General features: G+C 57.5%; 17 protein-coding genes, 1 tRNA gene and 1 other RNA gene. 13 read left to right on the forward strand and 6 right to left on the reverse strand.

All coding sequences use genetic code 11. The features are described 5' to 3' along the window. Positions 1 to 352 precede the first annotated feature (352 nt). The 4 genes from ETAA8_RS34940 to ETAA8_RS25880 are packed head-to-tail and all read left to right on the forward strand — an operon-like array spanning position 353 to position 7,190. Complete coding sequence (locus tag ETAA8_RS34940) at positions 353 to 2,272, forward strand: sialate O-acetylesterase (RefSeq protein WP_202921274.1); 1,920 nt, start codon at positions 353 to 355, stop codon at positions 2,270 to 2,272. Beyond that, positions 2,269 to 4,641, forward strand: coding sequence for a cytochrome c family protein (locus ETAA8_RS25870; protein WP_145095487.1), 2,373 nt, complete (start codon positions 2,269 to 2,271; stop codon positions 4,639 to 4,641). The genes ETAA8_RS34940 and ETAA8_RS25870 overlap by 4 nt, the downstream gene beginning before the upstream one ends. After that, complete coding sequence (locus ETAA8_RS25875) at positions 4,619 to 6,127, forward strand: hypothetical protein (protein ID WP_145095489.1); 1,509 nt, start codon at positions 4,619 to 4,621, stop codon at positions 6,125 to 6,127. Before ETAA8_RS25870 ends, ETAA8_RS25875 begins: the two co-directional genes overlap by 23 nt. A gap of 13 nt (positions 6,128 to 6,140) precedes the next feature. Further along, complete coding sequence (locus ETAA8_RS25880; protein ID WP_202921275.1) at positions 6,141 to 7,190, forward strand: ThuA domain-containing protein; 1,050 nt, start codon at positions 6,141 to 6,143, stop codon at positions 7,188 to 7,190. An 81-nt stretch (positions 7,191 to 7,271) separates the two neighbouring features. Here ETAA8_RS25880 and ETAA8_RS25885 read toward each other — a convergent pair whose 3' ends face one another. Beyond that, entirely contained in the window at positions 7,272 to 9,413 is a 2,142-nt protein-coding gene (locus tag ETAA8_RS25885) for a terminase gpA endonuclease subunit (protein ID WP_145095496.1), read from the reverse strand. A 195-nt stretch (positions 9,414 to 9,608) separates the two neighbouring features. On the opposite strand from ETAA8_RS25885, the gene ETAA8_RS25890 reads away from it, so the two are divergent. The 3 genes from ETAA8_RS25890 to ETAA8_RS25900 all read left to right on the forward strand — a co-directional run bounded on the left by ETAA8_RS25890 (position 9,609) and on the right by ETAA8_RS25900 (position 10,424). Next, entirely contained in the window at positions 9,609 to 9,836 is a 228-nt protein-coding gene (locus tag ETAA8_RS25890) for a hypothetical protein (RefSeq protein WP_145095499.1), read from the forward strand. Then, an RNA gene (locus ETAA8_RS25895) (hammerhead ribozyme type II) lies at positions 9,836 to 9,900 on the forward strand. Before ETAA8_RS25890 ends, ETAA8_RS25895 begins: the two co-directional genes overlap by 1 nt. Positions 9,901 to 9,923: 23 nt before the next feature. After that, positions 9,924 to 10,424: an HTH domain-containing protein gene (locus ETAA8_RS25900; protein WP_202921276.1), complete on the forward strand. Its 501-nt coding sequence runs from the start codon at positions 9,924 to 9,926 to the stop codon at positions 10,422 to 10,424. A 143-nt stretch (positions 10,425 to 10,567) separates the two neighbouring features. On the opposite strand, the gene ETAA8_RS25905 is transcribed toward ETAA8_RS25900, so the two are convergent. The 5 genes from ETAA8_RS25905 to ETAA8_RS25925 form a co-directional block, all read right to left on the reverse strand. Further along, complete coding sequence (locus ETAA8_RS25905) at positions 10,568 to 11,791, reverse strand: DNA-methyltransferase (protein WP_202921277.1); 1,224 nt, start codon at positions 11,789 to 11,791, stop codon at positions 10,568 to 10,570. Between the two features lie 1,425 nt (positions 11,792 to 13,216). After that, entirely contained in the window at positions 13,217 to 14,770 is a 1,554-nt protein-coding gene (locus ETAA8_RS25910; protein WP_145095508.1) for an AAA family ATPase, read from the reverse strand. A gap of 184 nt (positions 14,771 to 14,954) precedes the next feature. After that, entirely contained in the window at positions 14,955 to 15,248 is a 294-nt protein-coding gene (locus ETAA8_RS35990; RefSeq protein WP_145095512.1) for a helix-turn-helix domain-containing protein, read from the reverse strand. Between the two features lie 395 nt (positions 15,249 to 15,643). Then, on the reverse strand, positions 15,644 to 16,588 hold the full coding sequence (locus ETAA8_RS25920; protein ID WP_145095515.1) for a hypothetical protein: 945 nt from the start codon (positions 16,586 to 16,588) through the stop codon (positions 15,644 to 15,646). 214 nt (positions 16,589 to 16,802) lie between these two features. Beyond that, the gene (locus tag ETAA8_RS25925) at positions 16,803 to 18,005 is read right to left on the reverse strand and encodes a tyrosine-type recombinase/integrase (RefSeq protein ID WP_145095518.1); all 1,203 of its coding nucleotides are present in this window, start codon (positions 18,003 to 18,005) and stop codon (positions 16,803 to 16,805) included. A gap of 168 nt (positions 18,006 to 18,173) precedes the next feature. Here ETAA8_RS25925 and ETAA8_RS25930 point away from each other — a divergent pair. From ETAA8_RS25930 to pheT, 6 genes are all read left to right on the forward strand, one after another. Further along, a tRNA-Ser gene (locus ETAA8_RS25930) sits at positions 18,174 to 18,260 on the forward strand. A gap of 150 nt (positions 18,261 to 18,410) precedes the next feature. After that, the gene (locus tag ETAA8_RS25935; protein WP_145095521.1) at positions 18,411 to 19,739 is read left to right on the forward strand and encodes a PQQ-binding-like beta-propeller repeat protein; all 1,329 of its coding nucleotides are present in this window, start codon (positions 18,411 to 18,413) and stop codon (positions 19,737 to 19,739) included. Positions 19,740 to 20,126: 387 nt separating this feature from the next. Continuing rightward, positions 20,127 to 20,360: a carbon storage regulator CsrA gene (gene csrA, locus ETAA8_RS25940; protein ID WP_145095524.1), complete on the forward strand. Its 234-nt coding sequence runs from the start codon at positions 20,127 to 20,129 to the stop codon at positions 20,358 to 20,360. Between the two features lie 436 nt (positions 20,361 to 20,796). After that, positions 20,797 to 22,899, forward strand: a complete 2,103-nt coding sequence (locus ETAA8_RS25945; protein ID WP_145095527.1) for a WD40 repeat domain-containing protein — start codon at positions 20,797 to 20,799, stop codon at positions 22,897 to 22,899. Positions 22,900 to 23,014: 115 nt separating this feature from the next. Continuing rightward, positions 23,015 to 24,082: a phenylalanine--tRNA ligase subunit alpha gene (gene pheS, locus ETAA8_RS25950; RefSeq protein ID WP_145095530.1), complete on the forward strand. Its 1,068-nt coding sequence runs from the start codon at positions 23,015 to 23,017 to the stop codon at positions 24,080 to 24,082. 200 nt (positions 24,083 to 24,282) lie between these two features. Continuing rightward, a complete protein-coding gene (gene pheT / locus ETAA8_RS25955; protein WP_145095532.1) occupies positions 24,283 to 26,298 on the forward strand; it encodes a phenylalanine--tRNA ligase subunit beta in 2,016 nt (671 codons plus the stop codon). Positions 26,299 to 26,470 lie beyond the last annotated feature (172 nt).

The raw sequence follows: 26,470 nt of genomic DNA on the forward strand, positions 1-26,470 counted from the left end.
TATAGGAAATATATCGGACGGCCCTCGGCGAGTTTACTTCATCGTGTTGCATCGAGTCCTGCCGTAATCAAGCTTACGCCGAACGCCAGCCAAAAGTCGCAGGCGCTCAAATGTCGGCATTTTGTCACCGGGTCCGAAACACTGAGGGTGTCATCCCCGTGGCGGAGCGGAAGGCTCGCGTGAAGGCGCTCAGGTCAATCTCCACCTGCGAGACGATGCGCGGGAGGGCCGATTCTGGGGGCGTTATGCGCGGATTCACAGTTCGATGCGATTCTGGGCCAAGAGCGAGTCGGTCGCGGAGGCTAAAATTGAGCGATTCCCAGCGCTGACACTATCAGAGGATTCTAACAATATGAAGCCCCGCCTCTCCTTTCTCGGGATCACTCTCCTCGCGATTGCATGCTCGGCCTACGCAGCCGAGTCCCCCGCCGTTGCCGGTCATCAAACCAAGACCATCGAAGGCTGGACATTGCACATCAGCAACGCCTTGCTGGAAAAAGAAAAAACCGAGACCGAGCGAGCACTTGAACTGCTGACGGCTCAGCTGCAAGAGATCATTCGAGTTGTGCCCGCACCGGCTGTCGTGGAACTGCGCAAAGTGCCGCTCTGGTTCTCTCCGGAGTATGACAAGGTGCCGCCTCGGGCCGAGTATCACCCGGGCGCTGGCTGGTTGCGAGCCAACAAGCGCGACCCGGCGATGGAGAAGGCGGTGGAGTTCACCAACATCCGCATCTTCGAGCGTGAAACGAAGCGGATGCCGAATTTCACGCTGCACGAGCTGGCCCATGCTTATCACGACCGCGTCCTCGCCAAAGGCTTTGGGAATGAACCGATCAAAGCGGCTTTTGATAAAGCCAAAGAACAAGGCCTGTACGAGAAAGTCGAGCAGCGTTTTGGGGATGGCCGCTCGGCGACGGTCCGCGCATATGCCATGTCGAGTCCGATGGAGTACTTCGCCGAATGCAGCGAAGCGTTCTTCTCGACGAACGATTTCTTCCCGTTCAGCCGCGAGCAGTTGGCCAAGCACGATCCGGAGATGAACCAACTGGTGTCCAAGCTCTGGGGTTGCGCGGCGGAGCCAGCGTGGGAGAAACGCTCGAGTCTGAACAAGCCGCTGCGAGTCTTTATCCTGGCGGGACAGTCGAACATGGAAGGGCACGCGAAGATCGAGACCTTCGATTACATCGGCGATGATCCCGCGACGGCGCCGCTGCTCAAGCAGATGCGCGACGCCGATGGCCGTCCGCACGTCTGCAATGGTGCTTGGATTTCCTACTTCACCGGTTCTGGCGATCAGAATGGCGAAGGCCACGGCAAGCTGACGGCTGGCTACGGCTCGCGGCGTCAGCCCGATCAGGATGGCGGCAAGATCGGGCCGGAGTTCAGTTTCGGCATTGCCATGGACGCTGCGTTCGACGAGCCGGTGCTGCTCATCAAGACCGCTTGGGGCGGCAAAAGCCTGCATACGGATTTTCGTCCGCCAAGCGCTGGCCCGTTTGTGTTCAGCGAAACGCAGCTCGCGAATTTCCAGAAGCAAGGCAAGGATGTGGACGCCCTCAAGGCGGCCAAGGAAAAGGAAACCGGCCGCTACTACCGGCTGATGATCGAGCACGTGCAGCACGTGCTAAAGGACCTGAAGCGCGTCTGCCCAGCCTACGACGAGAAGCAAGGATATGAGCTCTCCGGTTTTGTGTGGCTGCAGGGCTGGAACGACCTGGTCGATTCCGGTGTCTATCCAAATCGCCAGAAGCCCGGCGGCTACGATGCCTACAGCAACGCGCTCGCCCACTTCATTCGCGACGTCCGCAAAGATTTGAAAAGCCCGCAACTGCCCTTCACCATCGGCGTGCTGGGAGTTGGCGGCGCGAAGCCGAACGAGCAGACGGTCGAGTTTCGCAAGGCGATGGCTGCGCCGGCTGCCATGCCGGAGTTTCGCGGCAACGTAGTCGCGGTGCAAACAGCGCCGTTCTGGTCCGAGGAACTGGCCGCGATCGCAGAAAAGCACGAGAAGGTGCGGCAGATGAGCTTTTACCTCAACTCCAGACACAAAGACCACGCCAATGGCGATGGGAAGATGACGGACAAAGAGAAGCGGGACTACCTCGAAAAATACGAAGCCAAAATCATCTCGCCGGATGAAGCGGCGATGTGGAAACGGGGCGCCTCAAACGCCGGGTACCATTATCTTGGTTGTGCGAAGACCTTCGCCCTGATGGGTCGGGGGTTCGCGGAGGCCAACCTGTCGATTCTGAAGGAGCAGGGAAAACGATGATGAATGTTCTGCTCTCCTGGCTGGTGATTGCGAACTCGGTTGTCGCAGCCGGGTCTCCGGCTCTGCCCGGCTTCCATCCGCTCACCGAGTCGCAGGCTGGCGATGTGCTGATCGCGGAATTGCGCTGCGCGGCGTGTCATGCGGGCACCCTGCGGCGATCGTTCGCGGAAAAGGCAGCCCCTGATTTGACCGAAGCTGGGTCGCGGATTTCGCCTGCATATCTCCGGCGATTTCTCACGTCTCCCGCTTCAGTGCATCCGGGATCCACCATGCCGGACATACTGGCGACACGACCGGAGGCCGAGCGCAACCAGATTGCCGAAGCGCTCGCTCACTTTCTAGTGGCTCAGTCCAAGCTGCCCTTTACGGCAAATCTCTCTCCGTCATTTGACTGGGAGCAAGGCAAGGCGCTATTCCATTCCGTCGGCTGTGTCGCCTGCCACGGACCCAAAGAAGCGTTCGCCGATGCGCCGCTCAAACGCGACGAGGAAGCAGAGGAAGACGAAGACCCGCAAGTCAAAGCCCGAAAGGCGATCAAGCCGATCGCTGTGCCGCTGGGCCATGTGACTGGCAAGTATAGCGTGAAATCGCTCAGCGAGTTTCTTTTTCAGCCACTTCGCGTCCGCAGTTCCGGACGCATGCCCGATATGAAACTGACTCCCGCCGAGTCGCTGGCCATCGCCGGTTATCTGGTAGGCGAGGAGGCGAAGCAAGAACAGGCTCTTGTGCCCCAAGACGTACTGGTTGCTAAAGGCAAAAAATATTTTCGCGAGCTGAATTGCGCTGCCTGTCATGCCCTGCCGGGAATGACCGCGGCTCCCCTCGGCAGGTCATTGACGAATGCGGAGCCGGGGGGCGGCTGTTTGTCGAAAACGAGTAATCGCAGTCCTCGATTCCAGCTCTCCGACGCGCAAGTCAAAGCGATCGCGATGGCACTGCGAGAAAAGCCTGAGCGGGAAACTGACCAGCTTGTCGCCGCCAAGACGCTGACGGCGTTCCGCTGCATCGCTTGTCACGTTCGCGACGACTACGGCGGCGTGCCGGACGCTTACAATCCGCATTTTCTCGGTAGTGAGCAAAAGCTCGGCGACGACGGCCGTATTCCGCCGCCGCTGACACTGATCGGCGCGAAACTGCAGCCCGCCTGGTTCAAGAAAGTGCTGTTCGACGGCGAAAGTGTGCGCCACTATATGTCCACCCGGATGCCGCAGTATGGTTCGGCTAATCTGCAACACCTGCCGGCAATGTTCGCGCGCCTCGATGTGCTGCCCGGTAAGGCGATGAACATTCCGAACGCGGAAGCTCGCTCCGAAAGCGACCGCAACCGCGAAAAACTGCTCCGCGCTGGCGGCCGCGAATTGCTCGGCGACAAGGGGTTGAATTGCGTCGCCTGTCACCAATTCAACGGTAAAGCCGCGCCCGGCAGTCAAGGCATCGACCTGATCACCACCACCCAGCGACTTCAGCCCGGTTGGTACAACAGCTACCTGCGCAACCCCGGCGCCTTTCGTCCGCGCACGGTCATGCCCAGCGCCTGGTCGGGCGGCATCGCTGCGCAAAAAACGATTCTGGACGGTAACACCGACACGCAGATCGAAGCCATTTGGTATTACCTGTCGCTCGGCACATCGGCCGCCGATCCCTCCGGCATTCGCGGAGTAAGTACGAAACTGAGTGTCGACGACCAGGCCAAAACGTTCCGCGGCCGCAGCCGCGTCGCCGGCTTCCGAGGCATCGCCGTCGGCCTGCCCGAGAAATTGAGTTACGCGTTCAACGCCGAGACTGGAACGCTTTCCGCCCTCTGGCAGGGAGACTTCCTCAGCGTCAACTGGAGCGGCCAGGGCTCGGGTGATTTCAATCCCGCGAGTGAACCCATCACGCTCGCCCAGGATGTCTCGTTCGCAAACCTGGCCGATGAAAATGCTGCCTGGCCGCTGCTGCCCGTGATGACCAAGGAAGCGAAGACCAATCCCGATCCACTCTATCCCAAGAATCTCGGTTATCAGTTCCGTGGGTATTTTCTCGGTGATAAATCCGTCCCAACGTTTCAGTATCGGATCGGCACCATCGAAGTCGAAGACCGATCCGTGGCCGTGGTCGCCGCAGAACAACTCTATTTGAAACGCAGCTTGCAGTTGGAGTCGCCGTCGCAGCAATCCGTTTGGTTTCGCGCACTGACCGGCGATATCCATCAGGAATCCGAGCAAGTCTATCGGAGTGGCCGGTTATTGCTGACGATTCCCAAGGGTGAAACGAAGCTGCGAACGCTGACGGACGAGCCAAAGCGAGCCGAACTGCTGCTGCACCTGCAAATTCGCCGAGGCAAATCAGCACTGGAGTTCCAATATGAACTACTCAAGAAGAAATAGTTACTGGCAACTCCTCTGCCTGGTGCTGGTCATTTCGGGGACCATTGCCGGTGCCGCGCGCTCTGAAGAAGTCGGCGATCGATGGGGAACGGAAGAGCGCGAGCGCGAATACTACCCGATCGTCAACATTCCTTTGCCGAAGGATACGGTTATCGAAGCCGGCGCCTTCGCGGTCCTTCCCGATCGCCGGTTTGCCGTGGGGACCCGGCATGGCGAGATCTTCTTCATTGATGGCATCGATGCCGCGAAGCCAAATCCATCGTTTCACCGATTCGCCTCGGGCCTCGACGAGATCTTCGGGCTCACCTGGCAGGACAATGCGTTTCGCGTGACGCAGAGTTGCGAGTTGACCCGCGTCAGCGATTCGAATCGCGACGGAGTAGCGGATCGATTTGAAACAGTCTCGGACGCCTGGGGATATGCGAATTACCACGAATACGCATTCGGTTCCAAGCTCGATGCCGAGGGAAATCAGTTCGTAGCGCTCGGACTTTCGGAGTCCTATTACTCGCACGCCTTGAATCGCGGCTTTATCATGAAGGTTGCTCACGACGGCAAGACAACCGCGTTCGCCAGCGGCCTGCGCAGTCCGGGGGGCATCGGCTTCGACGAGCACCGGGCCCTGTTCTACGTCGAAAGCCAGGGCCCCTGGAATTGCTCGTGCAGCCTGAAGGCCGTGGCGCCGAATAGCTTTCATGGCCACCCGGCGAGTTTCAATTGGTACAAGTACGCGCCGGAACTCGGCCCTGTGCCGGAAACGCCGAAATCGGGAACGCGGATCGCGAGCGAGCGGAAACGGATCTCGGAACTGACGCCCTACGCCGTCATCTTTCCCTACATCCGCATGGGCCGGTCGATCACCGCATTCAGTGTGAATCAAACTCAGGGCAAATTCGGCCCCTTCGAAAATCAGCTGTTCCTGGGCGATTATACTCTTTCGATTGTGATGCGGGCCACAACCGAACAGGTCAACGGAGTCTGGCAAGGCGCCTGCTATCCGTTTCGCGAGGGGCTCTCGACCGGCATTCTTAATGTCGAATTCACGCCCGGCGGCAAGCTACTGTGCGGCGGCACGAATCGGGGCTGGCCGGTGCGCGGGATCAAACCCTTCGCCTTGGAGCGGCTCGAGTGGAGCGGCAAGCTGCCGTTCGAAATCAACCGCATCACCATCGAACCGGACGGCTTTAAGGTCACCTTCACGAAGCCGGTGGATCTCACAACGGGATCCTCGCCGGATTCCTACGCAATTTCGTCGTTCACTCACCCGTATCACGGCGGCTATGGGGGTCCGGAAGTCGATCAGCAGAAGCCACGCGTCAAATTAGTCTCGCTGGCTGAGGATGGCCTTTCGGCCAGGGTTGTGTTGGAAAAGCTCGACCAAGGTTTTGTGTATGAGTTTGATCTGTTCAAGCTCCGTTCGCGAGACAAAGACGAACTGCTACATCGACACGCGTACTACACGGTTAACGAGATTCCCTCGCGATAAGTCGGAGCCATCCATGAGACAATCTCCCGCATCTGTCTTGTTTATCCTCTCTCTGGGAATGGTGCTCGGAGCCGCAAACGCAGGTTCATTGACCGCTGCCGAGCATCCCGTCCCAGCGAGTCCGCTCTGGCTCACTTATTCCGGCGACAAAGGTCCAGGAGCCGGCAAGCATATCATTTTGATCGCTGGAGATCAGGAGTATCGCAGCGAACACTCAATGCCGATGCTGGCGAGGCTGCTAGCTAAGCTTCATGGGTTTCATTGCACGGTCTTGTTCAGTCTGAATTTGGAGAACGAGGTCGATCCGACGCAGAAGATCCGCTGGGAAGACAAGACCGTCACGCACAACATCCCTGGCCTGGAACATCTCGAGAAGTGCGACCTGCTGATCGTGTTCACTCGGCTCCTCTCGCTGCCGCCAGAGCAACTGAAGCACATTTACAACTACTTGGATTCCGGCAAGCCGATCATCGGCATCCGCACGGCCAATCATGGCTTCCTGGACTTTAACTACCGGAAAGACGGCAAGCGAATCGACTTTGGCGAAGCGGTGCTCGGCGGTTCGTTCCGCAGTCATCATGGCCGGTGGCAGCAGGATTCCACGCGCGGAATCATCGTCGAGCAGAATAAGGACCACCCGGTTCTGATCGGGGTCAAAGATATCTGGGGGACCTCCGATGTCTATCGCACTTACAAAGAAGGTGGCAGTCTCCCCGCCGGTTGCCTCGCCCTGGTCGATGGAAAGCCGCTCGTGGGTCGCAAGTACGATGACGCAGTCAATGACAAGCTGATTTCGCTCCCGGTCGCCTGGGTAAAAACCTGGACCGGAAACACCGGCCAGACCGCGCGCGTCTTCCACGTCACGATGGGGAGCGCACAGGATTTTCAAAGCGAGGGCCTGCGTCGCCTGACCGTGAATGCCGTTTACTGGTGCATACATATGGAAGCCGAGATTGTCGCCGACTCGAGCATGAAAATCGTCGGCGAGTACGATCCACCGGACAGCGGCTTCGCTTACGGCAAGCTCGGCATCGTGCCGAGAAAGCCAGACTTCTACAAGTGAGATCGCTCCCTTTCCGTGGCTACAACGTGCTTCAGTCCGACACGCCGCAGTCGCGATGTGCCTGCGACTCGAAGCAACCAATTACCAACGATTCCGCCTTTCATCGGGCGAATCGTAGTGAGCCACAGGAAGGTATGGTTCGACCGGCATCGCAGGAGGTGCGGCAGGAGCGAGAACAGAAATCCGCCGCATCGAGCGAGCACAGATCGCCTGATAGGTCGCGTCGAAGTAGTGATTCGGTTTCGGCGACTTCCACCAGCCGGTGCGAGCCCCGCCGAAACCAGGCTTGTGCCGCGTCTCCCAGGTCTCGGACAACAGGTGCTTGGAATAATTCAGATGGCCGGTGTGATTGCGGCGGCCCTCGATTCGCGGCGGATTAAACAACGTCAGTGCACCCGGTTGTCCCGCGTCCAGCAGTAATCCTTCATGCACTTTCAGCTTCCAGTGATCGGCATTCGTCATCACGAGTGGGAGACCGCCACGAAATACGATGTGCCAGTTGTCACCGATCAAAATGTGCTGTGAATCGAGCGGCCGCCGGTAGTTCGGCTCGCCCTTGGAAGGGATGAACGATTGGAACCCGACCTGCGCACAAAAATGCTGAACCGGCTGAATGTTCCACGATTCTTCCTTCCAGCCTTGATCGATCAGCGTGAGGTCGGCGATCAACTTCTCGCCAGCGGGCGTACCGTACGGAATCTCTTCCTGCGCTGAATACCAGGCGAACAGACCTTCCAAAATCAGCAGTTCGCAGTCCGCTGCCTTCCGGCCCTCAGTGAGGAACGGGAAGAAGTCGTAGTCGATGATCGAGCCAGCGCCCTGTTCATTCCAGGCGATCGCGACCCAGTGCAGACCCAGCTTTTGCACGTCACCACCGACGGTAATGCATACCGTCTCTTCGGGAGCCTCGCGTTTCTCGAGGCCGCTCAGACAGTTGTTTTGGATGTGGTACGCGGTGAGGACGATCTGTTGCTTCGATTCATCGACCGGCGGGTCGTTGTCGTACTCAGTGGCCACTGCCTCCGGGCCCAACCTCGCGACCTCCGAATAGTAGAACTCGAGTGCTGATGCTTCTGCAGGTGTGTGCCGGTTGGGATTCGCCACGATCGCGCCGGCGTCCATTGCTTCGCGGTTGGCCAGGTAAAGTTCGTGGGCCTTATTGGTTTCGTTCACCCAATCGGCTTGCTTGATGGCCACGAAGTCTTGCCATAAGTCGGCACGATCCGGGCGCTTCACGAGAAAGCGAAACCGTTTTGGCTTCCAGCTCGGTTTCTGGTTGGGATCCGTGTACTTGAACGAAACGCAGGTGCGATTCTGTAATGTCGTCAGCATCACCCGCGCGATCCGCCGCTGTTGCGAACCTAGCCCGGCGATGGCTCGATCGATGCGATCCTCGAGCTTGGCTGCTTGCTCCGGACTGCGGACTGTTTCTTCGGTATCCGGATCATCGATGCAAGCAACGTCAACGCGACGGCCTTTCTTCTTCACCCCGCGGACGGCCGCGTCGAGACCGCGCGTGGCGATGATCGAACCTCCCGACGGCGAACCCGGCACCTTCGGCAGGTAGATTTCCTGACCACACCAGGAGAAGCGGCTGGGCGTCGGTAGATATTGGTCGCCGTCGTCATGACGGTTACCGGTCACCAGCTGGAAATGAGCGCGCTGCGGAGTGTTCTCCAAGGCGCGAACCGGGACACAAACTTCCGGATAATCCGCACATAGCCGTTCGTTGTTCTCGACCTCCATTTGAATCGATTCGAGCGAATCCTGTGCGGCGCTCGTCGTAGCGGCAAACAACACCGCGAAGCGGATCATTCCCTGCAGCGTGTACTTGAGCAGCATCCGTTCGAAGTATGTCGTCTTGCCCTCACCACGGCTGGCGGCGATCGACTGATCTCCGCCGTGCAGAATGGCGTTGCGAATCGCCGCGATCATTTCCTTCTGCTGAGCGGTGAAGTCATACGTGAAGGGGTTTTCAGAACCGCTTTCCTTCGCGAAATACCAGCTGAGCCAGGCTTCGTCGTCGGCTTCGAGACGTCTGCGGCGTTCAGGATCCGCGCAGTTGGGAACGACGACTGTCTTGCTGGCCGCGCTACGTTCGCGCTTGCGACGAATGTCACGATCGCGTTCCGCGACGTTGCCAACGCCGGGCACCGACTCCACCTGCTGCAACAACTGCCGCAGCTTTTTGGCTTTGGTGCGAAGTTCGGGAATCTTCTCCACATTCAGTTCATCCGTTGACTGGCCAGGCGAACACAACGATTTCGGTCGACCTAAATCTCGCCGCGGAGAAACCTGCTGAATTCCGGCTGGAATCTCGCCGGATTGGCTTGAGCTGTTCCCGAAAACATGGCTCCTGTGTGCCTGTCGTAGCACGCATTACCAAACCACGGAGCACGAACGATGAACGCAGAAAGAATGAGCGGCGCGGTCAACCAGAAGGCTTTTGAAAAAGTGATTCGCGACAATCTTTCGCCAGAAGGCGTAGCGGCGCTGGTGATGGCGCTGCAGCCAGCTGGATCGATCCGCGCGACCACGCCCGAGGGCGACCAAGCGATCGAACAGGTGATTTGGTTCAAGAACACGCTGCTCGACATGATCGGTGTCAAGAACTTCAACCGGCAGATGGAAGAACTCGGGTTCTAAGCCGAAACGCCTCCGCGGGCGTCGCTCGGCGGTGGTTCGCCGAGCCTGATGATGGCAGCCATTCCATCCCCAATCGGGAGAACGCAGATGTCCACGAAGAAAGCGACGAAGAGCAAAAGTGCGAAATCGCCGAAGTCGGCCGCGAGCAAGAAGTCCAAGACGCCAGCCAAGCCCAGTGCTAGGGCGAAAGCGGTTGAGGTCCAGCAGCCCGCCTCGACCGCGGGAACTTGTCCCAAGGGTGGCGATCATGAATGGGCCGAGGAGAACGAGGAGAACTTCTGCAGCAAATGCAAAGAGCCCAAGGCCGGGAAGCCAGCGAAAATCAAACGCTCGATCGCTGCAAGACCGGTTGGCGAGAAGAAGGTCAGCGCGATCGACGCCGCCGCCAAGCTGCTTGGCGATGTCGGCACGCCGATGAACTGCATTGAGATGATCGAGGCCATGGCCAGCAAGGGTCTGTGGGAAAGCCCCGGCGGCAAGACGCCGCACGCCACTCTTTACAGCGCAATCATTCGTGAGATCGGACTGAAGGGCCAAGCATCCCGGTTCGTCAAATCCGAACGTGGTCGGTTCACGATCAAAGCCTAAAACGGCCGCCAGGATTGCGGCCCCCGACGCCCCACGTTCGCCACGCTGGGGCGTTTTCTCGTTGGTGGGGACAAAGGCCAAGCCCACGGAGTTTCGCCGAGTTTCGCGCCGTGTCGCGGCGTGTTCGAAATGAATAGTGGCGTTCATGCTGCCACCTCGGCGGTCGTGATCCGCTCAGCTTTCCGTCCGGTGAATTTCTCCCAGCGCTCGACGATGACATCGCAGTAGGGTGGATCGAGTTCCATCAGGAACGCTCGCCGCCCCGTTTGCTCCGCTCCCATCAGCGTACTGCCGGATCCGCCGAAGAGATCGAGCACGTTCTCCCCGGGCTTGGACGAAAACTGCATCGCCCGGGCGGCGAGCTCGACCGGCTTCTCGGTGAGATGAACCATCGACTGCGGGTTCACCTTCTTTACCTGCCAGAGATCTCGCGCGTTGCTGGGCCCGAAGAACTGATGCGCAGCACCTTCCTTCCAACCGTAGAATGCGAGCTCGAAGCAGCCCATGAAATCCTTGCGCGTGAGCACCGGATGCTGCTTGTCCCAGACGATGCCCTGCGAAAAGTAGAATCCGCAGGCCTTCAGCGCGGGCGGATAGTTGCCGAGGTTGGCGTAGCCGCCCCAAATGTAGAACGATCTGCCCGGTACCAGCACGCGGGCCATATTGCCGAACCAGGCAGCGAGCAAGGTATCAAACTCGCCATCGGTCACGAAGTCGTTGGCCAACGGCCGGTCCTTTGCGCGCATCTTCTTTTGCGTCGGCTTGGCTTTCCCAGGGTGGCGCGCGACGTCCAGTTGCTGGTGATGCTTGGGCCCGGCAAACGAGCTCAGGCCCGCGGCGATCGCGTTGTTACTCCGCGGTTCGACCTTCACGTTGTACGGGGGATCGCTGTTGACTAGATGAATGACCTGGCCGTCGAGAAGTCGATCGACGTCGGCAGGTTTGCTGCTGTCGCCGCACATCAACCGGTGATTGCCGAGGATCCAGATATCGCCGGGCTTCGTGATGGCTTCATCCGGCGGCAGGGGCGCTTCGTCCTGCACGATCTCCTCGGGGATCGCGTACTCGCAGCCGAGATCTTTCGCGACGCCCTGCATCAACTCTTCTAGCTCATCGCTCTCGATCGACACGAGCCGCAAGAGAGCATCGAGTTGGGCAGGATCCGCCTCGGCCATGTCTCCGATGGGAGCCGCGATCGTGAGCAGCTTGTCGGCCTCGAGATCGTTTAGATCCGTGATCGCAACCGGTATTTCAAAATCGCCGACTTCCTCCAGCCGCATGTGGCCGTCGATCAGCGTTAGCGCACCACCATGGCGCTCGCTGCGGTAAACGAGTGACACACCAGCGAACCCGATTTCATCAAGCACCGCGCGAAATGCCTTGCGCTGTTTCTCCGGGTGCTTGCGCCAGTTGTACGGGTGTGGCTTGAGTTCGCGCGTCGAGATCGTCCGCTGTTCCGTGATTCGGTTTCTGATATTCATTAGTGATATTTCGCCTCGCGGAAGAGCCGCGACGCGCGCCTGGATAGATCAGAATACAAGCGCACGCCGCAACTCAAATGTTGTGTTCGTGCGCCCGTGCACCAGGCGCTATTTTGAAACGGGACATTGCCCGTAGGTCCCTCGCATCATACCGAGCACGAAAAAGCTGTCAAATGGTGGGCTTGCTCAGTCACGTGGTGCGCGCGAGTTCCTTTTCGGAAATCTCACGCGGCCTCCGATCACCCGTATGCACCAGCGTTTCTTCTTCGGGCACTTGAAGAAAACGACGGGAACGCGATTGATGTAAATCGTTTCGGGACGAATCCGGCGTTCTATTGTCGAACGTCGATCGGAAATCATTCCTTGAATGGCCGGGGGTTCTCTCTCGATGCTTCCATCCGGCCAAATGATGCAAACTTCTTTTCCCCGGATGCGAGCGTAATTTAGGGTGAATGCCAATTCTCCCAGTGTGCCCTTGTTGATTGCTTCCATATCGTGCGGACAAGCGATCAACAGATCCGCGCGATGGACGAGAATTCGATTGCGAGCTAGTGTAGTTTGCGCCTCGAGTGTTTCGACCTTAAAGTCGCGAGGAACCTGCGACTGGGCCTCCTCGATTGAGGGATAGCAGACTACGTACCGGGATTTGCGGGCAGCAATCTCAGCGGCCTCAGCATCCGCGACAATGCAGCCTCCAAGATGCAATTCCTGCCCTTCCATTTCGGTGAGCATCCTGCGAAAGGCTGCCTTTTGAGCTTTAGTCATCCCGTGACGTGTGCCTTTGAAACTAATTGTGCACATGTTCTTAACCTGCTTTGTGAAAAGGACTTACTTGATTGAACCCGCGCCGCGCGGGAGTTTGTCTAGTGAGCGCGCTGTGGGGGTGGGAAACCTGACCGTGAAGTCGCCAAAAAGTACCTACTATCCCCCGGGGTAGGCCTGCCCTGCCCGGCGAGTGCCACTTTGGCAGACGCACCGTGTGGCCCACGTTCGGGGTCAGTGCGCGAGTGGCTTGGTTGTTCCCAGCCGCCGGTGCAACGCCCGTGTCGCAAACGTGGGCGACGTGTCGGCAAACCGTTCCGTCATTCATTACACCCAGCTGCGTGACCTTTGGTTTAAGGAGTTTCATTTGATCGCCTCGTCGTGCGCCAAGTGGGAAGTCGCAATACTCATGTGCGTGAAACAATTGGTCAGCATGTCAATTTTTTGCTCCGATATAAATCACGCACACACCCCCAACCCAATACCGCGAGATACCTCTCGCTTTGTATTGGGGGGTGTGGGGGGTGCGCGCGTTATATATATCTCCCCTCATTCAGCGGACTCCGAAACGATTCCCAGTGGGGTCTGCGGACGATTAGCAAACGCCTTCTGTCGGCGGTCACCACCCAGCCAAAGGAACGCAAGGCGAGAATCAGTGGCGGACCTGAGCAGGACGCTGGCCCTTCGTTCGGACATTCCCGCTTTGACGGCCGCAGCGATGATGGCCGCTTGCGACTGTGGTGCTGCGGTAAGGAATTCGCTGGCGAACAGCTCGGCGTCCCATGAGGGTTCCAACGGTGCTTCGGGCAGCGGCGTCTTGGACTTCCGTGGCTTATCCGGCGCAAGGAGCGCGGGGTCCAATTCAGGAGTCCGAAAGAACACAGGCCATTCAAACTTCACCGTGAACGGCTCCATCTTTGGAAACGACCGCAGGGCGGCCGCGACGACAAACGCGGATTCTTCTTCATGAGCTCTAAGGACAAGGTGACAATCGGCCGCCCTCGATTGTGCTCCAGCGCCGGCGCCGGTGTCAGTCACGCTCTTATTGCTTTGACTTCCCTTACTGGTATGTCGCACGCAAACGATCGCACAGCCCAGGTGTGCGGCGGCGGAGTCGATCAAGTTGTACAACTCGGTTGTGTGAGCGTTGCTGTTTTCGTCGAATCCTTTTGGGGCGAATCGATAGAGGCTGTCGAGAATGACTGCTTTGTAGGCGCCCGGCGTGGTTTGCTTCAGCCGTTCTACTACCCCGTGAATATCGACCAGCCGGCCGCGGTAGCACTCGACGTCAAGTCGCTCCGCAAATCTTGACTCCTCGATCTGGAGTGTGGCGGCGATCTGCTGAATGCGATGTACCAGCGTCGGCTCATGAAGTTCATTGTCTAGCAGTAGCACTTTCCCCTGTGAAACGGGATACCCAATCCAGTCGACGCCAGCACAGATTGAGAGGGCCATGCCGTGAACGAACCAGGTCTTCCCGACCTTACTATCGCTGACAACGTTGATCGTCTCGCCTTCGCGGACGATGCCCTCGATGACCGCACGTCGCAGCATCTGGTTAGCGTCCTTCTTAGCCATTTGAGCAAAACTCCCAATTCGTGAACTCGCGCGCTCTCGCGAGGTAACAAACAGGTTTGAGTGAGCGTCGATGTCTGGGATCGACGAACCGTCGATAATCATCTGCTGGGTAGTAAGTGCGTGCTCATGACGTTGTCGCAATTCAAATTTCTCAATCACCAACTCGGAATAGTGCGACAGATGGGCTATCGACTGCACATTGGTTGCCAAGCGTGAAATGAATGCGGTGTCGATGGCTTCGTCGGTGTGGCGCTTCAGCCGTGCGACGAACAAGAGTGGATCTGGCGGCATCGACTCCCGAAGCATCTCCAAACCAGTGACGTAGCATGCCCGGGAGGCGAGGTCGGCGAAGTGGAATGGTTTCAGCACGTCCTGCACGATGGCCAAGAGGGAGTGCTGCAAGATCGATATGCCCGCGACCTGTCTTTCTGCTTGTTCGTCGTAAAGCGCGCTCCTTCCCTTCGCGTAGCCATTTACCGCCGCGAGTATTGTCTGGCGCCGAGGTTTCGCGGTTCGATGATTCACGATGGTACCCAGAGACTTGGTGAATTCGTTCCGCTCTTTCCTTCCGGGGAAAGAATCGACAAGTTGCCTTGCGCTATGTCGTGAAAGTACAACATGCAGGAACTGAAGATGTTTGGCCCCGCCGATGTAGGCTCACGAATGTTTCGGCGCGCGTTTATTGGCGAAAAACCTGCGATTCCTCGTTCTACTTGTTGCGAAAGTAGTGCGGCACGCAGTCAAAAGTCGTTCGCCGCTTTGTTTGTACTTTTGGCACGGGAGTGCTTTGTCTGCATTGCAAGAATCGCTGCAGTTCTACTTCGCTGATCCGCCACGTCGGGCGGCCGCCATTGGCTTTGATGCCGATATTGATCGCAGTGAGCTCACCGGCGGCGATCCAATCCGTAATTCGATCGGCAGTCACGGACAGTAACTCAGCCGCCTGAGCGACAGTGAAATGCCTAGGCACTGCCGTCACCTCCGCGAGAATGGCGCCGAGCATTCTGCAGGTTCAATTCATACTGAACTTGGGACAGTGTTTCAGCATCAAAAAGGCGCAACGTCCCAGCACGCGCTGCGGGATGAATGTGCGAACGAGTGGCTATGATGTGGTTGATGCGGTATATGGACACGCCCAACTCTGCCGCCATTCGGCCAATCGTCCGCAACTGGGGAGCGGAAGAAACCTCTGACATTTTTTGCGACTCCTGAAAGTTAGATTGGTGTCTCTAATATCAGAGCCGTTCACTAAAAACACCCGTGAACATCGGGTTTACTGAGGTGTTCTGCGCGTCAGTGTCACGAAAAAATGTTCACCCCAATCTGGGTCTGTTCGCTTGTGTGAAAACATCGTTCACAAAATGTTCACTGTGCAAATTACGGAATGGATACAAAGCACTAGTCGCCTGATGAGTATTCCTCGCGTGCCCTGACCGTATCGCTCCGCATATCACGACGTTGATCTTTAATGAGTTCATGGATAAGCTCGCGGCTTTCCCCATCCGCTGTATCCGCAATGAATTGTTCTGCTCCTTTAGGCATTTGTACTTCCTTGCCACCGGGTCGGCCTTTTCTCCGCTGTGAGATCATATTGCGCCATGTGATGACCTCGGGAGAATCCATCTTATAGACTGTAGCTGCTGATCCAATATTGGCAAAAGTAAGAACTTGTCGCATTGTTGCTTTTGGATTATCGCGAAGATAGGCTACAACTTCTACTTCTCGATCTTCGCGGGTTCGAGGACGTTCCAATATTTTTGCCGCGGCCTCAACAACTGCAACTGGGTCGTCATCCTCATCGAAGTCAATTGCGTCGACAGTTGATTGAAAGGATTCGAGTGCCTCGACGGCATGGATGGCATGTCGGATCATATCGGCGAAGGAAAACTTGCCCCGCCCATGCCGATGTTCAATGAATGCGAATGTACGGGAAAACTCTCCTTCTTCTTTGTCCAGAAGCAGCTTGGTCTTGATTGTGCGAATTTGCTCTGTGATTACGAGCAATCTCACTACCGCTTGTTCCCAGCCACGGCTCTCACACAGATTGAATTCGCCGAACACATCCGGTTGTGGCCAACCGCTGGTCACTGCTTTCAACCTCGGCGTAACCTCCTCTAGGTGTCGTCGAAATGCGATGCACGCCGCACGAACTGAATCCGCTGTAGTCTCAACGGCAGAGCCACTGTATCTCGGCGAAGGAGTTTCGAACGGCATCCAGTCGTAAGATTGTCTAGTGGGATCCATAACGTCAAGCAACGCCTCGATCGCATCATCAACTTTCTGCGACGACTTTTTGAGGCTGAGCAGTTCGCGAAAAAGACCAAAGACTTCGATCGGTTCCATAACTATCTCTATTTTCAATGTGCCCCGCCCCGCGGCCACCTATCCGTGTGGTAACCGAGGACGCGTCTGGTCATTTGACCGCTAGTATCCGGTTCTCTGTGACTAGTTAGGTCACGGCCGGATTATTTTGCAACAATTCGCGCCAACAGTTGGGGCGGCGGGTAGGTTGTGGGGAAGGCGAGTGGTTGGCAGGTAGGAATGTTGGTACTGCCGCTTACGCGGTACTGTGTACCGATGCTTTAACTTTCTGCTTCGCAGCCTTCTTCTTTGGCGGAAACAGCCAGACATGCACCGTCTGGACAGCCTTCTTCAAGCGAGCATCGTCCACCGACTGCCGGTATCGCGCGCTCATATCCGATTCACTTGCTGCATGACCCATGATCGCACGCACCGCCACGATGTCTCCACATCCCTCGGCGATGGTTTGGAATGTTCTTCGCAGATCGTAGAACGACCGCCCGATAATGCCCGCGGCTGTGCGAACGTGATCAAACTCTTGGCAAACGCGATAACCCTTCCGATCGCCAGCGTAGTTCTCACCGCGGCCGCCAATGAAGAGCAGGTCAGCATCCGCCGCATTCACAGGCTCCCGGCGAGTCTTGATCACTTTCTTCACAGCGTCGATTGTTTCCTTCCACAGCGGAATGCGGCGACTGATCCCAGTCTTTCCTCGAGGGTAAGACAGCCAAGCAGCTTTTAGGTCGAACGCTGCAATCGGCACCGAGCCGAGATCGGTATTCCCGAGCCCGGCCTGTATGCCAAGCAGGATCATCGCGCGGAAGTTCGGATTTGCCTTCGCGAGCAGCGCCTTAATCTGCATCGGCGTGAACAACCTTGGTCCTGCGGCTGCGCGGGCGAGGCGAAGCGTTTTCGCCGATGGTTTTTTGAACCCGGGGCCAAACCGAGCGGGAACATCTAACAGACCGGAATCGAACCCAAAGCGAAAGATCCCCCTGATGATCTGAATTTCGTTCCCGAGAGAAACCGGTCCCCACTTCTTTGCCAATTCACCTCGTAGGAATTGGAAATCATCCGCAGTAATATCAGTCAACAAGCGTTGCAGTCCGAAGGCGTTTATTAGTACTTTGCACGTGTCTTCGTATCGCTTGAACGTTCGTGGAGCGAGCTCTCCCGTCTCAAGGAGGCCACTTTTGTGATGAATAAACCGATCTAGCAATGATTCGAGAGTTGCGCCACCTTCAACCTTCGGTCGGGGAATGCGGCCAGCGAGTAGATCTTCCTTTTCATCGAGCCACTTTTTGAGCGCTTTCTTACCGTTGGGATCGGCTAAGAGGCTGCCGAAATAGTGCGTCTTCCCGCGAACCTTTTTAGCCCACTGGCGACAGCCTTTGTGGGGGAAGAGCGGAAAATCAGGTCGGGGTTTGCCAGGCAGCGTTGCCGGCTTAGAATTGGGCATGATTGCACCTCTCTCACTTTAGCGGGTGTTGTGGTGTAGTCTTGACGCCTGCGGTTGCCACCGAGGGCGTCATTTTGGCGTGAGACCAATATACCTGGTGTATTCCGGGTGTACACTTGGTCGAAAGAGAAGACCAGGAATCGTGAAAACCGCACGATTTACCGATCGGGATGGGTGGCCGAGTGGTTTAAGGCAGCAGTCTTGAAAACTGCCGTACTCGTAAGGGTACCGGGGGTTCGAATCCCTCCCCATCCGCTTTTTTGGGAGGGATAACTAGTTCCTGGGTCGATCGCACTGATGTTCGCCGCCCGACTGTAAAGTCGGCACGATCGCTGCAAATGGTCGGACAATTTGACGGGGATAAGGTAAACTTGTCAGTTACCTAGCCCTCGTCAGGTGCCAACCATGTTCTCAGGTCGCTTGTTGCGAATTCTCGTCTTGTTGCTTTTGATGTTCGCGGCATCACGGGTCGCCGCTGAAGACTGGTTGCAGTTTCGTGGGCCTAGCGGCAATGGCTGCGCGACGGCCAAGAACCTGCCCGAGAGTTGGGGCGGCTTTATTGCCCCGGCCTGGCAAACCAACATCCCCGGCAACGGCTGGTCGTCGCCAATTATCGTGGGCGATCGAATCTGGCTGACAAGCGCTGAGCAAACGGCCCTCACCGCCAAACAGCGCGAAGCAAAGCTGGCGACGAATCCGATTTTGACCCAGGACTTTCAGACGCATTCCGCCGTCACGCTGTTTGCCAGTGAACTCGACTTGAGCACGGGCAAAATCCTGCGCGCGATCGAACTTTTCACAGCAAACGACCCAGCACCGATCCACGCGCAAAACTCGTATGCCTCGCCCACGCCCGCCTGCGATGGCGAGCGACTTTATTGCCACTTCGGTTCGCTGGGGACCGTTTGCCTCAACATTCAGTCGGGGCAAGTTCTCTGGAAGACACAATTGTCTGTCGACGACATCACTGGCCCTGGCGGTTCGCCCATTCTTTATCAGAACACTCTTCTATTGGCCTGCGATGGTACCGATCAGCAGTTCGTCATTGCGCTCGACAAATTAACCGGCAAGCCGGTGTGGAAAACATCGCGCCCGCCCATTGCGGCCGCAGACAACAAGCATAAGCGCGGCTTTAGTACACCGCTGGTCATCACGTTTAACGGCCAGGAGCAACTGATCAGTGTGGGGGCCCAATGGGTCTGCAGTTATAACCCAACCACGGGCAAGGAAATCTGGCGGTCTAGTTTTGGCGCCGGGCATGCCGTTGTCCCTCGCCCCGTCTATCAGGACGGTCTCGTCTACATTTGCACTGGTTTTATGAAGCCCGAATTGTGGGCAATCAAAGTCGATGGGACTGGCGACGTGACCAACTCCCACCTCGAGTGGAGCGTCGATTCTCAAGTGCCCGAACTCTCTTCACCGCTGGTTGCTGGAGGCGAGCTCTACTTCGTCTCTTCCAAAGGTGTCGCCAGTTGCCTTGACGCCAAAACGGGTGACGAAGTTTGGAAACATCGCCTCAGCGGCAACTTCGCCGCCAGCCCCATCTTGGCCGACGACAAGCTCTATTTCACCAGCCAGGAAGGTGTGACGTACGTCCTCAAGCCGGGCCGCAAGTTCGAAGAAATCTCGACCAATCACCTCTTTGGCCAGGTCCAGGCCTCTCCTGCCATCGCCGGTGATTCCCTTCTCCTCCGCACGCAGTCGCAACTCTTTCGTCTGCGAAATCCGCAGTAGCCATCGGCCGGCAGTTACGCGCTTGCTTCTGCTCAGCCGCCGTCAAGAAGCAAGGTCACGATCATTGCTCCAGCGCCGTCACAAACGGCAGCAGTGGTAAAGTGTGCCTCCTGCGGTGGAATTTAATATTGGCGAAGCTTTGCGGACGATAGTTGTCTTGTCAGACGGTTGCGTGATAGCACTGCAGTCGCTGAAGCTCTCCGGTGCGGTTGCCCGGGAGTAAAACCGAACTCAGCCCGCCGAAGCTGCAAGTCGGTTTGAACGTTGCCGCGAGAGTGAGCGCTCGCGGGCCAGCCCCAACCACTGCCATCATTACTATCCATTTTATTCAGCAGATCATTTCGCGCCCGCCCCCGCGGCGACGTCGTGTAGAGGAAGGAGCCACCGATGTTGGTTTTGTCGAGACACCGTGATGAGAGCATCATGATCGGCGACAATATTGTCGTGACGATTGTTGATATTCGAGGCGATAAAGTTCGGCTGGGGATTGAAGCCCCGTCGGATATCCCCGTGCACCGCCAAGAGGTGTACGAGGCCATTCAGCGAGAAAATCGCAAGGCCAGCACGCTCAGGCCCGGCGATACGAAGGATCTTGGTCGAGCCAATTCCGCTGGGGCTTAGTCCGGCGAGTTAGAATTGCCGCAGGCTGCTTGGGTCACATAACACTCTTCGCGGTGACCCAAGCCTAAGCATGACCCATTGTGATGGTTGTGCCATTGGACTAGCCCAAGTTGCTGTTGGGCTGCCAATCATGGAGGAGGGGTCGGGATTCATTCTCGCGGCGAACGATCTTCCCGGCCCCCGTAAAGACATCTCTGAGTAAGTTTCGCCCTCGATCCATCTGCGGGGGCTGAATTCATCCTCGCCGGCCGTTGAGTTCAATTCTAAGCTCACGCCAAATCAAACAAATTTCGGCGAGAATTAGCTATCTTGGCCACCAGCAATAATTTGCCCTGCTTTGACTGGATTGATATAAACATCTGAAGGGCTGAGCGAGCTGGCACTTGGTATGACTTGCCGGCGGCAAAATCCGCGACGATTCGAGGGAAAAGCGGCCATGCAGCTAGTTTGTCAATGCACTCGATGCGGACAGCGCTATCAAGTTGCCCCCGAGTGGGCTGGCAAAACGGCGAACTGCCAGAACTGCGGTTCTGCGATGCAGATTCCGGCAGCAAGTGGACCAGCACCGACCCTCCAGCCATTGAGTGGTGGTACTCCCGCCTGGGATCCGAAACCGGCAGCACCTGGCAAACCACCACAGCCAGCCATTCAACCACCGACCGATGCACCAGCGAATGGACAACCCGTCGTTTGGATGTTTGCCGGTGGGGCGGGCGTGGCCGGGCTCTTTGTCATCATTTTGATCGTGGTCATGTTCACGAAATCGGTTAGCAATTCGGGCCCCGCAACTGCAGCGTTTGCGCCCCCGCCAGCCACTGAACCAGCACAAACGACATTGATTCCGCTCGACCCTTTCTCTCCACAGCCACTCAATCGCCTGCCAGATGCTCCCTCGTTTGCACCCGCACGCGTGGCTCCCGTGCCTGCTAATGAACCCGCAACTGCGGCGCGGTCAACCATTCCCGCAACGGCTCCGCGCACAACTTCGCCAGTTTTACCTGCCGCCAAGCCCTCGGTGGTGGGTGGTGCAGAATGGGGATCCGACGCGCAGAATACGACGAAGACTAGCAACCCGTCGGCCGAAGCGTGGGGTGGCGACAGCATTCCAGTAAAGGATACGGACGATTTGACCTTTGGCCCCACTGGCTGCCCAACCGTTATTGTTGGCAATCAAGTTTGGAATCTCGCCGACAAGAAGGGGAGCATCCAACTCGCTGGCGAATTCCACAAGACTCGTCGAAAGTGCCTCTCGCCCGATGGCTTGACTTTTGCCGCTTCCAGCAAGTCTTCCAATCGGGAAGAGTCAGGTGTTCAGGTCTGGGATACGCAAACCGGCAAAATCAAATTCACAGTACCGGGAATTGAAGACCACTATGCCATTTTGCTGCTGCTGTCAAACGATGCCTTGTATATCGGTGGCCGTCGCGAGCCGGTGCTCGAGGTTTACAGCCTGGAGACTGGTGAGCGAACAGGGACGCGCAATCTAACTGGTGCCCGCCTGTCCTATAACAATGTCTGCATGACGCTCGACGGCAAATATCTGGCCACGCCCGTCGATTCGCAAATCACTGTTTTCCGCTTAGCCGATGGTCGCGCTGTTGCGGGTATGGCCAGTCCAAAAGGGGAGGGGAGAGATCACGTTTTTACGCTTGCCTGGATGAAATCATTGGCCTTTGCCAGCGACGCTCAGGAATTGGCCATGGTCTCAACCCATCCCGCTCCACGGTTAATGTGCTGGAATAATCGTGGCAAGTTGCTCATGGATCAGCCATTCCGCGCCGATCGGCGGGTTGGTTCGGATGCCACATTGCAGTGGTTTCCTGATCGCTCGGCCTGGCTGATTGAGAACGATATCATCGATCGGGCTTCGGGCATTGCCGTCCTCTCGATCAAAGAGAAGTTCGCTCAGCACTTGCAGATTCACATTTATGACGACAACCACTTGATTGGTACTTTCCCGAGCGATCCCGGGCAGGTTGAGATGTTGAATGTACCTTGGAAGGAAATTCGAGCCTCGATTGCGGCGCTGCAATCCGGAACGGGGGCTGTGCTCACTCCCGTCCGACCCGTCAGTATCAGAATGGAATTGGGAACGATACGCGGAGATCAAAACGAAACCGTCGCCGCCCTTTATAAAGGATTGACGGATCGATTGAATCGCGACAATCTCAAGGTGCAAGACGGGCAGAAAACCTATTTCCGGATGCGTTTCACTGAGAACGCGGGAGATACCTTGCCGATCTATGAGCGGCAATCCGTGTTCGCCTTTCGCGATCCGGGTCGAGATACTGGCCGCACTGCCACCGAGGCCGTCGGCTCGCTCGCGGTGGAACTGTTTGTAGAAGGGAACGAAACGCCCATTTGGCGAGATACCATCAAAGGAACATCGTCCCGCAGCTTTAGCAACACCGAGATCAACGACGAATCGGTCCGCAAGAGCATGATCGACCGCATTACCAGCGGCATCGGCGAACTTGACTTCCCTTATTTCATTCCGGAGTCGAAAGAACTGCTTGCGCTGCCGATTGTCATTCGTTAGGTCCCGTGCCGACGATAGCCACTTGTCTCGGCAGGCCACTACCGGGAAGATAAGGGGCTCAATTTTGGGCCCCGAATGGGCCCGGTCGTTCAACTCGTAGGTGGATTTGCCCGGCATGGCCTTGCCCGAGTTCTTGCAGGAATTGGAACAGTTACTCGCCGCTGCGCAAAACGCTTTCGCGGCAGCTAAATCGGCTGACGCGCTGGAGGCGGCCCGCATCGAGTTCTTGGGCGCGAAAAGCGGCCGCCTGAAGGCTGCGCAAAAAGGACTCGGTCAGGTAACCGGGCCCGATAAGCCCGGCGCAGGCAAACGCTTTAACGAAGTGAAGCAAGCCATCGAAGCTGCCTTCGCCGAAATTCAACAGAAGCAGCAGACGGGCGAAGTCGTTGACCCTCACGCTCCGCGGTTCGATATCAGCTTGCCAGGCATTCGCCCGCGGATCGGCCGGCTGCATCCCATTTCGCAGACCATCGACGAACTCAAAGACATTATGGGGCGGCTGGGGTTCTCGATTGCCGAAGGGCCCGAGATCGAAGACGAGTGGCACAATTTCGAAGCCCTCAACATTCCCCCCGAACACCCCGCGCGCAATCCGCTCGATAACTTCTATCTGCAAGTGGCCGAAACAACGCACCCGGTCGCGGTGACCGCTCATACGGCCACCACCAAGCCCACCTCGCCCAGCGGGCTCATGTTGCTCCGCAGCCAAACGAGCACCGTGCAAATTCGGACGATGGAGACGGTCAAGCCGCCGGTGCGAATCATTTCGCTCGGGCGCGTCTATCGTCCCGATGAGGCTGACGCCACGCACTTTCCCATGTTCCACCAGATGGAAGGACTGCTGATCGACAAGCACGTCACCATGGCCGACCTCAAGAGTGTGCTCCGCATGTTCGCGACAACTTATCTCGGCCGCGATGTGCACGTGCGCTTCCGCCCCTCGTTCTTTCCCTTCACCGAGCCCAGCGTGGAAGTCGACATGAGTTGGGGAGAACGATGGATCGAATTCGGCGGCGCAGGAATGGTCGATCCCAACGTGCTCCGCGCGGTGGGTTACGATCCGGAAGAAGTCTGCGGCTTCGCCTTCGGCCTCGGCATCGAGCGCCTTTGCATGCGACGCCACTGCATTACCGACATTCGCGAACTCTATAAAAACGACGTCCGCTTTCTCGAACAGTTCTAAGTAGGGGCTGGGGACTAGGATCTGGGGACTGGGGGAAAGGCACTCTTACTCCCTCTCCTCGATACTCCGGGGTGAGGATTGGGGTGAGGGGCTGAATCGCCCGATGGCCCAGCCACCCTACAAATTAGGCCGAGTTTCAGCATCCCCTCGCTCACGCGTCGGGCTACCTAAATACAAGATTATCGAAATCAGAACTAACCATGCTTGTCTCTTGGAAATGGCTGCAAGAATACGTCACGCTCAACGTTTCGCACGCGGAACTCACGCAGCGGCTGATGATGGCGGGGCTGAACCACGAATCGACCGAAGCAGCGGGCGCTGACTTCTGCATCGATCTCGAAATCACCAGCAACCGCCCCGATTGCCTAGGGCATATCGGTGTTGCCCGCGAAGCGGCCGTGCTGCTTGGCGAAAAGTTGAAAGTGCCGAAGCCCGAGCCAAAAACGGCGGGTGAGGCAATTGAAAAGTCGGTCAAGATTCAGATCGACGCTCCTGAGTTGTGTCCGCGCTATTCGGCCCGCCTGATCCGCGGCGTGAAGATCAAGCCTAGCCCCGCGTGGCTCGTCGAGCGATTGCAAACGATTGGTCAGCCGGCAATTAACAACGTTGTCGATGTGTCGAACTACGTGCTGATGGAGTGTGGCCAGCCGTTGCATGCGTTCGACTTTCGCAAATTGGCCGCCGGGCAGATCATCGTCCGACGGGCAAAGAACGAAGAGCAGTTCCCGGCCATCGATCACAAAACCTACACCCTCACCAGCGACATGTGCGTAATTGCGGACGCCGAGCGTCCAGTCGCACTCGCTGGCGTGATGGGTGGCGCAGAGACCGAAGTCACTGCCACGACGACCGACGTGCTGATCGAGTCGGCTCAGTTTGCGCCTCTGGCAGTGCGCGGCGCTTCACGCAAACTCAAACTCGCCAGCGACTCTTCCTATCGCTTTGAGCGCGGCACCGATCCGGCCGGCGTCGATTGGGCGAGCCTGCGAGCCTGCGAACTGATCTTGCAGTTAGCCGGGGGCGAACTGGCACCTGGTGTAATCGACTTAGGACCGAAGGTGCCGGCTCCTCAGCCGATCGTGCTGCGGCTGTCGCAGCTCAAACGCATCTTGGGAATCGAAATCCCTGCCCAAGAGGTCGAGCGGATTCTCGCCGCGCTGGGCTGCGGAATATCTGAGACAAGTGCCGCAAGTCTTACAGCACTCCCGCCCCCCTGGCGTCGCGATTTGACGCGCGAGATCGACCTGGTGGAAGAAGCGGCACGGATTCATGGCTACGACAAGATTCCCGAAGATATTGGCGTGCCAATGGCGCCGTCGCACAAGAGCGATCACGACCGTGTGCTGCAAAAAGTTCGCCACACGATGACCGCCGCCGGTTTCGACGAAGCACTGACCACCAGCGTCGTCAGCGAAGCCTGGTCCAGCGCCTTCAGTCCGTGGACGCACGCCGCGCCGCTGGTTTGCAATCAGCCGATGCTCAAGGGGGCCGATCGCCTTCGCCGCAGCATTGTACCGAGTTTGCTCGAAAGTCGCCGGCTGAACGAATCGCTTGGCTGCGATAGCAGTCAACTGTTCGAGACCGCGCGCATCTATCTGCCGCTGGAAAACAGCTTGCCGCACGAGCAATGGTCGCTGGCTGCTGTCAGCGGGCATGACTTTTTAACGCTGAAGGGTGTGGTCGAAAGTGTACTCGCTCGGGTGAATCCAACCCTGCGGCTCGAAGTGGTCGAGTACCGTCATCCAATGTTAGTGGCCGATCATGCTGCCGAACTGCGTGTCGCCGGCCAGCGGTTCGGTTACCTCGGCAAGTTGTCGCCCGCCGGTCTCAAACAGTTTGGCTTGCGCCGGGAAGCGACCATCGTGGAGTTCGATCTCGGCGCACTCGTGCCGCTTGCGGTCCTCACGCCGCATTACCAGACGCAGATCAGCTTTCCGGCCATTGCCCGCGATCTGAACCTGATCGTTGACGAACCGCTCCGGTGGTCGCAACTAGCGGGCACCGTGCAAGCGGCAGCGGGCGAACGCTTGCAAGGCATTTCGTATCTCGATACCTATCGCGATGTGGAGAAAGACGGCGCTGGCAAGAAGCGACTGTTGTTCTCCGTGCAACTTCGCTCGGCCGAACGAACCCTGACCGGCGAAGAGGCGGATCAAATCATTCAGCGGATCGTCGATAGTTGTCAAACCAAGTTTGGCGCAAAACTGCTGGGCTAAGCAGGAGATATTATTCGCTTCTTGACTGCCCACATTTTGCTAGCGGATCGCTGCGACCGCTCCTCCTCCAATTGACCCAACTCGCTATCGCCGTTAATGTTGAGCGATTGGCTCGAAGGCGACAAGACGCTGATCGAGCCGCCAGAATTGGGGTGGCGGGCGGCGGAAAATT

Origin of the sequence: Anatilimnocola aggregata (assembly GCF_007747655.1) — a bacterium.
In the GTDB taxonomy this organism is placed as follows: domain Bacteria; phylum Planctomycetota; class Planctomycetia; order Pirellulales; family Pirellulaceae; genus Anatilimnocola; species Anatilimnocola aggregata.